At 62.0% G+C, this 12,115-nt stretch carries 16 protein-coding genes; 12 read left to right on the forward strand and 4 right to left on the reverse strand.

The genetic code is table 11. The annotated features are described in order from the left end of the window. Positions 1 to 75: 75 nt before the first annotated feature. Positions 76 to 843 carry a hypothetical protein gene (locus FHT92_RS11060; protein WP_183824877.1) on the reverse strand — a complete coding sequence of 256 codons (768 nt, stop codon included), beginning with the start codon at positions 841 to 843 and terminating at the stop codon, positions 76 to 78. A 518-nt stretch (positions 844 to 1,361) separates the two neighbouring features. Here FHT92_RS11060 and FHT92_RS29735 point away from each other — a divergent pair. The 8 genes from FHT92_RS29735 (at position 1,362) to FHT92_RS11105 (ending at position 6,173) form a co-directional block, all read left to right on the forward strand. After that, positions 1,362 to 1,613 (forward strand): type II toxin-antitoxin system Phd/YefM family antitoxin, encoded by a 252-nt coding sequence (locus FHT92_RS29735; RefSeq protein WP_183826218.1) that lies wholly within the window; start codon positions 1,362 to 1,364, stop codon positions 1,611 to 1,613. Then, entirely contained in the window at positions 1,610 to 2,059 is a 450-nt protein-coding gene (locus FHT92_RS11075) for a type II toxin-antitoxin system VapC family toxin (RefSeq protein ID WP_183824879.1), read from the forward strand. Before FHT92_RS29735 ends, FHT92_RS11075 begins: the two co-directional genes overlap by 4 nt. 117 nt (positions 2,060 to 2,176) lie before the next feature. Further along, a complete protein-coding gene (locus tag FHT92_RS11080) occupies positions 2,177 to 2,491 on the forward strand; it encodes a DUF2282 domain-containing protein (protein WP_183824882.1) in 315 nt (104 codons plus the stop codon). A gap of 51 nt (positions 2,492 to 2,542) precedes the next feature. Beyond that, positions 2,543 to 3,451, forward strand: a complete 909-nt coding sequence (locus tag FHT92_RS11085; protein WP_409527153.1) for a DUF692 domain-containing protein — start codon at positions 2,543 to 2,545, stop codon at positions 3,449 to 3,451. After that, the gene (locus FHT92_RS11090) at positions 3,438 to 4,241 is read left to right on the forward strand and encodes a DNA-binding domain-containing protein (protein ID WP_183824887.1); all 804 of its coding nucleotides are present in this window, start codon (positions 3,438 to 3,440) and stop codon (positions 4,239 to 4,241) included. Before FHT92_RS11085 ends, FHT92_RS11090 begins: the two co-directional genes overlap by 14 nt. Positions 4,242 to 4,254: 13 nt before the next feature. Further along, on the forward strand, positions 4,255 to 4,773 hold the full coding sequence (locus FHT92_RS11095; protein WP_183826221.1) for a DoxX family protein: 519 nt from the start codon (positions 4,255 to 4,257) through the stop codon (positions 4,771 to 4,773). 211 nt (positions 4,774 to 4,984) lie between these two features. Next, a complete protein-coding gene (locus FHT92_RS11100; RefSeq protein ID WP_183740206.1) occupies positions 4,985 to 5,551 on the forward strand; it encodes a sigma-70 family RNA polymerase sigma factor in 567 nt (188 codons plus the stop codon). Continuing rightward, positions 5,538 to 6,173: an NrsF family protein gene (locus FHT92_RS11105; RefSeq protein ID WP_183824890.1), complete on the forward strand. Its 636-nt coding sequence runs from the start codon at positions 5,538 to 5,540 to the stop codon at positions 6,171 to 6,173. Before FHT92_RS11100 ends, FHT92_RS11105 begins: the two co-directional genes overlap by 14 nt. 187 nt (positions 6,174 to 6,360) lie before the next feature. Here FHT92_RS11105 and FHT92_RS11110 read toward each other — a convergent pair whose 3' ends face one another. Next, on the reverse strand, positions 6,361 to 6,591 hold the full coding sequence (locus FHT92_RS11110; protein ID WP_183740212.1) for a hypothetical protein: 231 nt from the start codon (positions 6,589 to 6,591) through the stop codon (positions 6,361 to 6,363). Between the two features lie 133 nt (positions 6,592 to 6,724). Beyond that, positions 6,725 to 6,940, reverse strand: coding sequence for a hypothetical protein (locus FHT92_RS11115; protein WP_183740215.1), 216 nt, complete (start codon positions 6,938 to 6,940; stop codon positions 6,725 to 6,727). 191 nt (positions 6,941 to 7,131) lie between these two features. On the opposite strand from FHT92_RS11115, the gene FHT92_RS11120 reads away from it, so the two are divergent. From FHT92_RS11120 to FHT92_RS11135, 4 genes are all read left to right on the forward strand, one after another. After that, positions 7,132 to 7,332, forward strand: coding sequence for a hypothetical protein (locus tag FHT92_RS11120; RefSeq protein WP_183740218.1), 201 nt, complete (start codon positions 7,132 to 7,134; stop codon positions 7,330 to 7,332). A 640-nt stretch (positions 7,333 to 7,972) separates the two neighbouring features. After that, positions 7,973 to 8,236 (forward strand): DUF982 domain-containing protein, encoded by a 264-nt coding sequence (locus tag FHT92_RS11125; RefSeq protein WP_183740220.1) that lies wholly within the window; start codon positions 7,973 to 7,975, stop codon positions 8,234 to 8,236. Positions 8,237 to 8,335: 99 nt separating this feature from the next. Next, complete coding sequence (locus FHT92_RS11130) at positions 8,336 to 9,472, forward strand: hypothetical protein (protein ID WP_183824893.1); 1,137 nt, start codon at positions 8,336 to 8,338, stop codon at positions 9,470 to 9,472. 236 nt (positions 9,473 to 9,708) lie between these two features. Continuing rightward, positions 9,709 to 11,193, forward strand: coding sequence for a DHA2 family efflux MFS transporter permease subunit (locus tag FHT92_RS11135; RefSeq protein WP_183824896.1), 1,485 nt, complete (start codon positions 9,709 to 9,711; stop codon positions 11,191 to 11,193). 10 nt (positions 11,194 to 11,203) lie between these two features. Here FHT92_RS11135 and FHT92_RS11140 read toward each other — a convergent pair whose 3' ends face one another. Beyond that, positions 11,204 to 12,070, reverse strand: coding sequence for an SDR family oxidoreductase (locus FHT92_RS11140; RefSeq protein WP_183824898.1), 867 nt, complete (start codon positions 12,068 to 12,070; stop codon positions 11,204 to 11,206). Between the last annotated feature and the right edge of the window lie 45 nt (positions 12,071 to 12,115).

A 12,115-nucleotide genomic window follows, 5' to 3' on the forward strand; every position in this document is an offset into this window, starting at 1 on the left:
AAAAAACCTAAAGCAGCGGAGATGATTCTGTTTTCCCTTCCGCCGCAATAAGGGCGCGCGCCCAACTTCAGACCATTATCGACCGCGCGGCAGGGTCTGCTCCTGCCGCATCCCATCCACGTCCTGCGCCTGGCGAAGCTCACGTTCCGCACGCTCCTCGGATTCCTCCACTGTGCGGTGATGTCCGGTCTGCATGATATCGTCACGCAGTTCCTGATCGAGCGGCGCTTCGTCATCGAGATCGTAGGCGCGAACGCCGGGCGCGTCCGGATCGAGCCGGCTGGTAACACCTCCGGTCGGCGCGGCCGGACCGGCCGCTCCGGCTGCAAAGACGTCGTCCTGCACAGCGCTTGCCTGCCGGGCACGCTCGGCGTCGTCAGCCTCACGAGCCCGGCTCGCATCATATCGCGATGCCGCGAGGGTTTCGTTCGACTTGTTGATATTCCAGCCTTCTGCGCGCCAGAGGTCGGCACGCTCATCCATGTCGATGCAGCCTTCGTCGTCGAGAATGTCATGAGCGATACCGTAGGTCGCATCGTCAACCTCGACGGAGATCAGAAAGCCGCCACGGCGCAGGCCTTCGGCATAAACCGATCGGTCTTCGTCCGGAAACAGCCAGTCCTCCAGCTTCGACCAGAAACCGCCGCGGTCGTCGCCGGCAACGCCAGCCTTGTCGCCATCGGCTTCATATCCCGGCATTATTCTGACACTGGTGATACCCAGGTTCTTCAGCCGGTCGATTGCGCGATCGGCGTCGTCACGGCTGTCGAAGAAAGCGGTCAGCGTGCTGCGGCCCTCACCGCCTGAAAATTCGGGGGCGCTGTCATTACGAAGATTGCTCATGGGGTTCCTCCTCCAGGTCTTTCCTCTCCGCAAACGGGCGAAGAAGCTTGAGGTTCCAGATGATACCGGAAGCCGTCAAAATGCTACTTAGGCAAGCAATTCGATCCAGGAGAAACCGGACCTCCATCGATATCGATGCCCTCGGCCGCAAGAGCACCGTGCCTGATGATATCAGTGGCTTGACGATCTCCTCCCCTCCGCATGCCGGGTGGTGATCCGGCTGGTATGGCGGGTATAAGTCTCCACGCCCAGAATAACCGGAGCCCCGAATGAAGACCGTCCGCATCGCCGCCGCCCAGACCCTTGAATACCGGGAAAATGTCGAGGCGGCCCTGACATGCGCGCTCGACATGATCCGCCAGGCTGAAGCGGAGGGTGTGCGGCTCCTCTGCTTTCGCCGCCGATCGCTAGGGCGTGGTCGCACTGCTGGATCTCTAACCGGATTGGTTGGATCTCTTGACCTCTTTCGCGGCAACTTCTATTTTGACCACATATGGTCATATCAACCGGAGGCCGCGATGTCGACAATAAGTGTGGCTGATGCCAAGGCCGGTTTTGCCGGTCTGGTGGAAGAAGCAGCAAACGGAGAATTCGTGACGATCACGCGCCACGGCAAACCCGCTGCGGTGCTCGTTTCGGTCGAAGCCGCCGAAGCCGCAAAGAAAGCTCTGAATAAACCTCGGCCAAATTTCGGAGATTTCCTGCTCACCTTTCCCGGTGGCGTTGAGCTGGAACGGAATCCCTCGAAAATGCGAGATGCTGATCTGTGACCGCGTATCTTCTCGATACGAATATCATCAGCAAATTCGCGCCGGACAAGACCCCGCCTTCCGATCCGGTGCGGGCATGGTTCCACGAGCAAGGCGAGGCCGACGCGCTCTTTCTATCCGCCATGTCGGTCGCGGAGATCGAAAAGGGAATGCGAAACCTGCGCCGTCGCGGCGGGGTCGAGCGCGCAAAACGCCTCGCCTCATGGCTGGACTTTATCACTGAGAGTTTCGGCGATCGTCTTCTGCCAATGGATACCGTAGTCGCGCGGATCGCCGGGGCACTGGAAGATGAGGCCGCGAGCCAAGGGCACAATCCCGGCCTTGGCGATATCATTATCGCAGCCACCGCACGTGCCTATGACCTCACCGTAATCACCGAAAACTCCAGGCATTTCCGGCCGCTCAACGTTGCCGTCGATCTTCCGGCGGCGTTCCGGCCGGAATGATCATCAACCCCATCACGCGTTCGTTACCGCCCCGCCTGTAACAACCCGTCCTCCGCTTGCGAATACCCTGACGTGCCCCGCCGAAAACAGGGGCGTTACGAGCAACGGAGATTATCCATGTTGAAGACTTCCATCAGCACCGCCCTTCTTGTCGGCGCAATCACCTCCGCCCTTGCCAGCATGGCAGGCGCCGCCCCGCTGACCAAGGCCGAGGCCGCTGCTGCAACCGCTGCCCACAAGGAGAAGTGCTACGGCGTTGCGCTGAAGGGCCAGAACGATTGCGCTGCCGGCCCGGGCACGACCTGCCAGGGTACCTCGGTCAAGGACTTCCAGGGCAATTCGTGGAAATTCGTCCAGGGCGGAACCTGCGCCAAACTTGATCTGCCCGGCGGCCGTCATGGCTCGCTGAAGCCGCTGGAACGCGACATCTAAGCCGGCACAAAAATCAGGAAAGCGGAGGCGAACATGGCAAACGTCAGCATGATGGCGAACCTTCCCATGGAGACGGAAAGCACCCTCCGCTTTCCGACACTTTCGGTTGCCGGCCTGGCCGGTACCAGCTTCAAGCCGGAGCATCTTGCGGCAATCTCGGCCGTATCGGGCCGGCAGGGCTTCTTCGAAGTCCATGCCGAAAATTATATGGGCGCCGGCGGCCCGCCCCATCGTGCGCTCGAAAGCGTGCGCCGCGACCACCCGATTTCATTGCATGGCGTCTGCATGTCGCTCGGCGGCCCGCAGCCGCTCGACAAGGATCATCTCAGGCGTTTCAAGACCCTCGTCGACCGTTACGAGCCGGCGCTGGTCTCCGAACATCTCGCCTGGTCGACGCATGTCGATACCTATCTGAACGACCTGCTGCCGCTGCCCTATACGGCTCGGACGCTTGCCCATGTCTGCGATCACGTCGATGAGATGCAGAACGCCATTGGCCGGCCGATCCTGCTCGAGAACCCGTCCACCTACGTCCTCTTTTCTGAATCCTCCATGAGCGAGACGGATTTCATCCGCGAGATTTCGCGGCGAACCGGCTGCGGGCTGCTGCTGGACATCAACAACGTCTTCGTCTCCGCCACCAATCACGGCTTTTCGGCGCTGGAATACCTGCGCGATTTCCCGCTCGCCAAAGTCGGCGAGATCCACCTTGCCGGGCATGCAGAACAGGAGGATGACGAGGGCGAACTGCTGCTGATCGACAGTCATGACGGACCGGTCGCCGATGCCGTCTGGCAGCTCTATGAAATCGTCATTGCCAGGTGCGGACCGATTCCGACGCTGATCGAATGGGACAGCAAGATCCCCGACTGGCCGGTGCTGCGCGCCGAGGCGCTGGCCGCGCAGGCAATTCTCGACCGGCATAGCACTGAGAGGGAGACCTCCCATGCGCTCGGCTGACATCCTGCCGATCCGGCAACCCGCGCCCGATTTTGCTGGCCGGTTCTCGGCAGCACTGCTTTCGCCCGATGCCCCGGCCCCTGACCTGGTCACCGGTCCGCGAGGCAAGCGGGCCGAGAAGCGCTACAATGTCTACCGCAACAATGTGACCGTCAGCCTGATTGCGGCGCTGTCGTCGATCTTCCCGGCGGTAGAGCGCATCGCCGGGGCGGATTTCTTCCGAGCCATGGCCCGCTTTCATGTGCGCGAAACACCGCCCGCTTCGCCGCTGCTCTTCGAATACGGCCAGGATTTCCCCGATTTCATCGACCGCTACGAACATGCAGTCGACATGCCCTGGCTCTCGGATGTGGCCCGCATCGAGCGCGCCTGGCTGGACGCTTATCACGCCGCCGATGCGCCCGCCTTGCGCGCCGAAACCCTTGCCGCCATACCCCAGGAGAATCTGGGCGCGGCGACATTCCGGCCGCATCCGGCAACGCGAGTGGTTTCATCTGACCATCCCGCCGTCACCATTTTCGCCATGAACCGCGGCCCGGGACCGGTCAGCCGCGTCGACGATCACCCCGAAGACGGGCTGATCACCCGTCTCGACGACGAGGTCACCGTGCGCCTCCTGCCGCCAGGCGCTGCGGCTTTCTTCAACGCCCTTCTATCAGGCGAATGCCTTGCCGCCGCTGTCGCAGCCGGCCTCGACGCCTGTGCCGCTTTCGATCTCTCTGCTGCCATCGGCGAGATGATCGCATCAGGCGCCTTTTCCGCTATCGAACTGGAGATTTCCAATGTCTGATACGCTTCACTCCATGCCTCACGATGGGCCTCACAACGAGCCCCGCAACGGCGCTCTCTCCCCTCTGGCGAGGCTGGTGGCGACGGCTGACGGACTTGTCCGCGCTGTCGCCCAGCCCGATCTCGTTCAGGCTGTTCTGCGTGTGGCGCTCGCCGTGCCCTTCTGGCGCTCCGGCATCCTGAAATGGGATGGCTTCCTGCAATTGAACGATACGGCGATCGATCTCTTCACCCAGGAATTCATGCTGCATCTGCCCGGCGGCCCCTATCCCTTCCCCGCGCCATCAGTCATGGCCTTCCTCTCCGGCTGTGGCGAGATCATCTTCCCGACGCTCCTCGTCTTCGGTCTGGCCACCCGCTTTGCCGGCCTCGGCCTGCTCTTCATGACTCTCATCGTCGAACTGACTGTTCCCGATGGCTGGCCGATCCACATCACCTGGGCGGCGATGGCACTTGCCATCATGCGCTACGGCCCGGGCCGCCTATCGCTCGACCATCTGATTGCGCGGATGTCAGGCGCTGCCAACAGCTAGAATTCACCGCAGCCTGCACCGACACAAATACCCGTCCGGCTCCGCATTGAGCCGGGCGGCTTTTGCGCTTTGTTGCCGTACTCCTCTTGCCGTCTGCCTGCCGATGCGTTCAATAGGCGCCGACGCCGGCTTTGCCTCACGTACCGCGTCATCAAAATTTTCAGGATGACGGTAACAAACACGTGGCCCCGTGCGTAGAGATGAGTAGCGGATGAAATATTCGGCCCGTGAAGAGGAATGGGCGGCATGGATGCGCGCGGCAATCGCCGGCGACGCGCTGTGCTATGACCGTTTCCTGAAGGCCGTGACACCCTATCTGCGTTCGATCGCGCGCAGGCGCTGCGACCAGTTCGGTGCCCCGCCGAGCGAGGTGGAAGACGTGGTGCAGGAAGTGCTGCTGGCGGTGCATCTGAAGCGCGGGACCTGGGATATCTCGCGGCCGATCGGCCCGTGGCTGTCCACCATCGTGCGCAACAAGCTGATCGACAGCCTGCGCCGCCGTGGCCGCCATGTCAGCGTGCCGATCGAGGATGTGATGGAGACACTGGAGGCCGACCACCAGGAAGACGGCGCTGACCGCATCGACGTCGAACGCATGCTGGACGGTCTGCGCGATCCGCAGCGCGAAATCGTCCGCTCGATCTCGCTCGGTGGCGCCGGTATCCGCGAAACGGCGGAGCGGCTACAGATGACGGAAGGCGCCGTGCGAGTGGCGCTGCACAGGGCGCTCAAAGGATTGGCCGCCCTCTATCGGAGCAACACGCGTGAAAACGGATGACCTGATCAACATGCTGGCAAAAGATGCGCGCGTCCGCCTCCGCTTCGGCCGCGTCTTCCTGATCGCGCTGGTCATCGGTGTGGTGATATCAGCTGCGCTGCTGCTCTCGACTATCGGCATCCGCAAAAACATGGCTGAGATGATCGAGACGCCGCGCGTCCTCTTCAAGCTCGGCATCACCCTGCTGCTCGCCCTTACCGCCACCCGCCTAGCCTTCCGCATCGGCAAGCCCGGCGTCTCGCTGCGCTCTGCGGCCTTGACGCTCACCTTGCCGCTGGCGGTTCTGATTGCAGGCATCGTGACCGAACTTCTCGTCGTGCCGCAGGCAGACTGGGCAAGCCGCATGGAGGGACAGTTCTCCGCCTTCTGTCTGTTCTTCGTGCCGACGCTCTCCATTGCCCCGCTCGCCGCCATCCTCTATTCGATCCGCGAGGGCGCCCCGGAAAATCCGGGCACGGCGGGCGCGGTTGCGGGCCTTGCCGCCGGCGGCATCGCGGCCGCCATCTATGCCTGGCACTGCCCTGACGATAGCCCGCTGTTTCTGGCGACATGGTATTCGATCGGCATTCTCGCCGCGACGGGAGCCGGCTTCCTGCTGGGCCGAAAAATTCTCCGCTGGTAGCAGCGGCGGCAGAAAAATCATCCGGCGCCGGGAACTTTCGGCCTCGATCTCAGTCCGGTACGCGGACCGCACGGCGCACTTTCCTTTGATAGAACCATGCACCACACGATGCGTCGTGCGATCCAGCTGCCATTTCCCAATTTGGCCCGCTTCGGCGGGCCTCTTTCCAGCCCTCAACGGCGACGCTTTAACGTGTCCGCTTGCCTGTCAACACCTGCCAGGCGAGCCGCAACGTATCGAGACGGGAGCGAATGCGCTCCTGTTGCGGGATGGCTAGCCGGTTGCGAAAATCGGCAAGCGCCTGGGCTTCGAGCCTGCTTCCCAATTTTTCCGGCAGATGCGGCACGGGCGCGCCCGTCAGCCGGTCGATAACGGTCCAGTCGTCGTCGTTCCGGCGCTCGATGTCGTAGCGATTCATGATGGTAGGATATCTCTAAATTAGAGGATGCGGACGACAAGAAAAGCGGCTTTCTGATGCACTTGCAATCGCCAAAATGTGAGCAAACGTCAGAAAATACGTTCATGGTCAAAATTGCGTTGCCGACCCGGTGTCACGCGCTCAGTTTCCTCGCTCTGAACCTGTCGAAGCGCTTGCGAACCTTTGCCGGCCTGGCCTTCAGTTCGGCCTTGGCATATTCCAAATCCAGGAGAGGCAGGGGCCGGGCGTTGATCTCGCTGATCTTGGCCCCAAGCGCGGCAAGACCCATCACGATCTCGTCGAACATCCTTGCTTCCCCCTGCCTGGCTTCCTCTTGCCTGGCTTCCATGTGGTCCCTCCTCCACTGCGGTTCCCTCTCGGTCACTACGGTAGCAGTCGATGAAATCTGAGACCAATGCCACATTGGAGCTAGCCCGAATGAACCTCATTTGCCGTCTTTTCGCCATCGCCGCGACATGCATTGATAGCAATACGGATTTATGATGCCGCAAGCGCCGGAAGCAGCCACGGGAGGATACCATGCGCGAGATGACACCATCGGAAATGCTGAAAGACCCGATGATCCGCCAGATGCTACGCGCCGACAGGATCACCCTGGCATCCTTTGCGGCCCTGCTCGACGCCGCCGCCCGTCAGCACGCCCGCCCCGAAAGCGACAAAGCCTTTGCGATGTCGAAGAGGTCGGACAGCTGGAACGTCGATGCGGCGGCCTATATCTGATCAACCGTTTTCCCGATGCCCGTCCGACTCCGGGCACCCCTGAGGCCCGCTCCCAAGTGAGCGGGTCCTTTTTGTTTGCGGAGGCGCAGGCCTTCGATGACCGAATACCTGATAATGAAGGCGGCAGGCCCTCATGCATGCCTGCCGCCTCCCACCTCCGAGCGTCCGCCGCCCAGCGCTCAAGGAGGGAGGGCCACAATAGCTCCGCATTGTGGCCTTTAGGACAGTTTGTCAGGAAGATATTGCCGGTGTCATCGGGCCGCCACATCACCCATCTGGGGCAGCCCGATAGCTTTGGGCATATGTCGTTGAAAGTCTTGGAGGAGATCGGTCCCCCCCTGTGGATAAGCTGTGGAAACATTGTGGATTACAGGCCGGATGCAGGCGCAGGACCGCGTCGGACGTTGCCATTTCGTTCCAAATGCGGTGTTCTAACACTGCCTGCGTCGGCCTCCGCCGCAACTGACGCCGACGCAGCCATAGGGCGCTCCGACTTGAGGTCGTGGAGCGCCCTTTCTTTCTAGCGTGGCAGACATGTCACGCGCTCAAGATTCAGGCAAAGCGCAATTCCGAATTTCATAATTCGCGCGTATAGTGTGTTCAAGGTCTCCAATCTCCGTGCCTTGAGGGGTCGAGGACAATGAACTGGAACACGTCATCGGTATTCGCACCGGTCGGGCTGGTCTTGCGCGGTCGGGAGACGCACACGGTCGTGCGCACGCTTGGCGATGCCGCATACCTGCTGATCCGGGACTGGCCTTTCGACGACGGCGAGGAGTACATGATCGCCGTCAAAGCCTGCATCGATGCCATCTGTGGAGAAGTTGCTCCGGAGCAATTCCGGGAGGCGTTTTTACGCGCCGCCGACGAGGCGGGTATCGCCGCGCTGACCATCGTTCATTGATGGGCGTCCGTTGGGGCAAATGGCGCAGACCGCATTGATTTTCTCGTCAAAACCGTCTTCTGCTCGCGGTATGACACGCGCAGAAAGACATCTGAGGCAATGAAGGCAGCAGTAATGACAGGCGTCATCGCCGGAATGGTCTTCAGCGGGGCTTCCCTCGCGCAGTCAGCCTCCGACACCTCTCCGCCGCTGCCGGACTATGTCGCCACCATGCAATCCCTCGACAAGAATGGCGTGCCGATCGATCCCACAACCACGGTTATCCATCACGACGGCATGTTTCGCAGCGAAACCCGGTGGGATGGGCTGACAAGCTTCGGCTACGGACCGGACAGAAAAGATCCGGTGCTGCGCTGGAGCCGGCAGACGGATGGCGAGATCACGCAGATGGAACTCATCGGTTCAGGTCAGAAGCTGGACGCGACTGTCGCAGACGTCTCCCGACCACTCGCGGAACGGTCAACCGTTGCCGGGCAGGATTGCCTGTGGCGCGAGACTGTGGAAAAGGCGCCGCCGTTGGGCTCGATCGAGCCGGGCGAACTGAACTGCGTCACCGATGATGGCATCGTCATCGAAACGAAGCTTCTGGCCGGTGAGAGTGTCCCGATCTACCATATTCGCCTCGCCAGTCTCGAACGCCGCGCCGTGACATCGTCGGAGCTACGCCCGCCACAGGAGATTTTGAGCCCGGACTTCTGGCTGCGACCGATCCGCAGCCATGAGCCCGACCCTTCCCGGCCCGATTTCGAGATGACGCTCGAGAGCCCGGCTGGAATTAACGTCCGTTTGCTGCGGCATTTTCCCTGGCGCTATGAGGAGAGCCGCGGCAGAGACGGCACGATCCACACGATCATCCAGAACGAGCTCGACGATCAAGGCATCTGGTATCGGCAAAGCAGCGGAGATCGGCGCATAACCGCCTGGCGCTCGTCGGAACGTGACTCTCCCTCCGTGCAAGCCGGCCAGAAAACCGGAAAGGTTTCTCTCGGGAAAACGGACACGATCCTCGGCGAAACATGCGAATGGTTTGATCTGGTCCCGCACGAGATGCACGGCGAAAACCAGGCGTGCCTCACACAGGATGGGATACCATTGAAAGAAGAGGTCAGGATAAAGGTTTCGACCACCTCTTATACGGCAACATCGTTTCGCCGCCGCCCGGTCGACTTCTCGGAAATGCGCCTGCCCCCGACGCTCTTCCCGCCAGCTGAATGGGGGCTTCCGGCGCTACAGTGACGGCGTCAGCGGGAGCGTGGCTTCCCTACTTCCCAGACGCGGCAAGACAGGACCGGATGCGGGCGCAACCCCACACTTTTCCAGACCAAAGTCTTTCATGCACGCCCGCTAAAATCACCTTGCATCCGGCAGACGGCATGAAAACATAGGAAATAGGCATACCCCTTGTCGCAATCGCCAGAGCACTTTCGTCTTAAAGCAGAACCACGTCTTACAGATATGGATACAGGAACACCATGACCAGTGAACCCTTGCTTTCAGAGATCGAAGAACAGGCCGAACTGCCGGTCGAAGACCATAGCGCCCGCAACAGGCTGGTGATAGGCCTGCTGCTTGTCTCCGCCTTCGTGGTCATCCTCAACGAGACCATCATGGGTGTGGCGATCCCGCACCTGATGGCCGATCTCAAGATCCCCGCGAGCTCCGCCCAATGGCTGACCTCGGCCTTCATGCTGACCATGGCCACCGTCATCCCCGTGACAGGTTATCTCCTGCAGCGGCTGAACACGCGACCGGTCTTCATCCTCGCCATGGCGCTCTTTTCCGCCGGCACGCTGGTCTCCGCGCTTGCCCCCGGCTTCCCGATGCTGGTCGTCGGCCGCATCGTCCAGGCCTCGGGCACGGCGATCATGATGCCGCTCTTGATGACCACGATCATGAACCTCGTGCCGCCGCATTCGCGCGGCAAGACGATGGGCAATATCTCGATCGTCATCTCGGTCGCGCCGGCGATCGGCCCGACGATTTCGGGCCTCATCCTCTCCTCGCTCGACTGGCGCTGGCTCTTCCTGCTGGTGCTGCCGATCGCGCTTGCGGCTCTCGCGCTGGGTGCTGCGAAAATCGAGAACGTCACCGTGCCGTCGAAGGCGCCGCTCGATGTTGTCTCGGTCATACTCTCGGCCATCGGCTTCGGCAGTTTCGTCTTCGGCATCAGCGAGCTCGGTGCGCCCGAGACAGGCGCGACGCCGCTCGATCCCCGCGTCATGCTCGTCGCCGGCGCCGCCGTCATCGCCATCTTCGTCTGGCGGCAGATCCATCTTCAGAAGCACGAGAGGGCGCTGCTCGACCTGCGCACTCTGCAGACGAAGACCTTCACGATCGCCGCCGGCATGATGGCGATCCTGATGATGTCGATGTTCGGCGTCTTCATCCTCATACCGATCTACCTTCTGTCCGTGCTTGGCCAAACGACCCTGACGGCCGGCCTGCTGCTTCTGCCTGGCGGCCTAATCATGGGCCTCTGCGCTCCCTTCGTCGGCAGGCTGTTTGACCGCTACGGCCCTGCCCGGCTGGTCATTCCCGGCGCGCTCCTGTTCAGCTCCGTCATGTGGGGTCTGACCTTCCTCACCGTCATGACTCCGATCTGGGTCGTGCTCGGCTTGCACATCGTGATGAGCATCGGCCTTGCCCTGATGTTCACGCCGCTCTTTACCGTCAGCCTCGGCTCCCTGCCGCCGAACCTCTATTCCCACGGCAGCGCCATCATCGGCACCACCCAGCAGGTCGCCGGTGCCGCCGGCACCACGCTCTATGTCGCCATCATGACCTGGCGCGCCGGCATCCTGACTCAAGGGGAAGCAGACGCCGCTACGGCAACCGTCGGCGGCATGCAGTCGGCTTTCCTCGTCGGCGCGATGATTTCGCTGGCGGCCGTGCTGGCATCCTTCTATGTCCGCCGCCCGCCCGGCCAGCCCGAGGGACAGCCGATGGGCGGGCATTGAACGCAAGGAGCTATTGCGCGTAATAGCCAGGCTGGTCGAGATCGTCGAGCAGGCCCCGGCAGGTCGGCTGCCAGCCGAGCAGCCAGCGCGTATAGGCGCTCGACGCCGCCATGTTCGTTGCCGCCATGGTGGCAAACCAGCCGAAATGTTCGCGGGGGCGAGACTCCACCGGCAGGCCGAGCTGGCGCCCGATCACTTCGGCGATCTCCCGGAACGGCACCGCCTCGTCGGCGACAGCATGATAGGCGGCTTCGGTCACGCCGCTTTCGAGCGCCAGGCGATAGAGGCGGGCCGCATCCAGCCGGTGCACGCCCGACCAGCAATTCCTTCCATCGTCAGGATAGGCGGATACGCCAGTTTCCCGGGCAATGCGCACGAGGATCGGGATGAAGCCGTAATCGCCGATGCCGTGCACGCTCGGAGCAAGCCGCATCGTCGCCGCACGGATCCCCTGCCCGGCGAGCACACGGGCGGCGGCTTCCGATTTGCGCGGCGATGCCGGATTCGGCAGGTCCGCTTCCGTGGCACCCCGCGGAAAGCCCAGCAGGCCCGATGTGACGATGAGCGGGCGATCCGACCCGGCAAGCGCGTTCCCGAGCGCATGGATCGCGCGCTCGTCCTGCGCCGCATTGTCGAGAAATTTCGAGAAGTCATGGTTGAAGGCGGTATGGATCACCGCATCGGCCTTGGACGCGGTTTCGGCGAGAAGGTCGAGGTCATCGAGCGATCCCGGAACGAGCTTTGCGCCGATGATCGCGATGGCCTTTGCTTTATCAATCGAGCGGACAAGCCCGCTGACCTTGTGACCGGCGCGGATCAGTTCCTCGACGATAGCGGTGCCGACCCAGCCGGTCGCACCCGTTACGAATACGTGCATTGCTGCGATCTCCATTGCCGCGCTGCCGTCAGGCAGCCCGTGTTG

Origin of the sequence: Rhizobium sp. BK377 (genome assembly GCF_014193935.1) — a bacterium.
Taxonomy (GTDB): Bacteria; Pseudomonadota; Alphaproteobacteria; order Rhizobiales; family Rhizobiaceae; genus Rhizobium.

Coding starts and splice junctions, on each gene's coding strand:
- FHT92_RS11060 (WP_183824877.1), bottom strand. CDS start 843: ATGAGCAATCTTCGTAATGACAGCGCCCCCGAATTTTCAGGCGGTGAG.
- FHT92_RS29735 (WP_183826218.1), top strand. CDS start 1,362: ATGTCGACAATAAGTGTGGCTGATGCCAAGGCCGGTTTTGCCGGTCTG.
- FHT92_RS11080 (WP_183824882.1), top strand. CDS start 2,177: ATGTTGAAGACTTCCATCAGCACCGCCCTTCTTGTCGGCGCAATCACC.
- FHT92_RS11085 (WP_409527153.1), top strand. CDS start 2,543: ATGGCGAACCTTCCCATGGAGACGGAAAGCACCCTCCGCTTTCCGACA.
- FHT92_RS11090 (WP_183824887.1), top strand. CDS start 3,438: ATGCGCTCGGCTGACATCCTGCCGATCCGGCAACCCGCGCCCGATTTT.
- FHT92_RS11095 (WP_183826221.1), top strand. CDS start 4,255: ATGCCTCACGATGGGCCTCACAACGAGCCCCGCAACGGCGCTCTCTCC.
- FHT92_RS11100 (WP_183740206.1), top strand. CDS start 4,985: ATGAAATATTCGGCCCGTGAAGAGGAATGGGCGGCATGGATGCGCGCG.
- FHT92_RS11110 (WP_183740212.1), bottom strand. CDS start 6,591: ATGAATCGCTACGACATCGAGCGCCGGAACGACGACGACTGGACCGTT.
- FHT92_RS11115 (WP_183740215.1), bottom strand. CDS start 6,940: ATGGAAGCCAGGCAAGAGGAAGCCAGGCAGGGGGAAGCAAGGATGTTC.
- FHT92_RS11120 (WP_183740218.1), top strand. CDS start 7,132: ATGCGCGAGATGACACCATCGGAAATGCTGAAAGACCCGATGATCCGC.
- FHT92_RS11125 (WP_183740220.1), top strand. CDS start 7,973: ATGAACTGGAACACGTCATCGGTATTCGCACCGGTCGGGCTGGTCTTG.
- FHT92_RS11130 (WP_183824893.1), top strand. CDS start 8,336: ATGAAGGCAGCAGTAATGACAGGCGTCATCGCCGGAATGGTCTTCAGC.
- FHT92_RS11135 (WP_183824896.1), top strand. CDS start 9,709: ATGACCAGTGAACCCTTGCTTTCAGAGATCGAAGAACAGGCCGAACTG.
- FHT92_RS11140 (WP_183824898.1), bottom strand. CDS start 12,070: ATGCACGTATTCGTAACGGGTGCGACCGGCTGGGTCGGCACCGCTATC.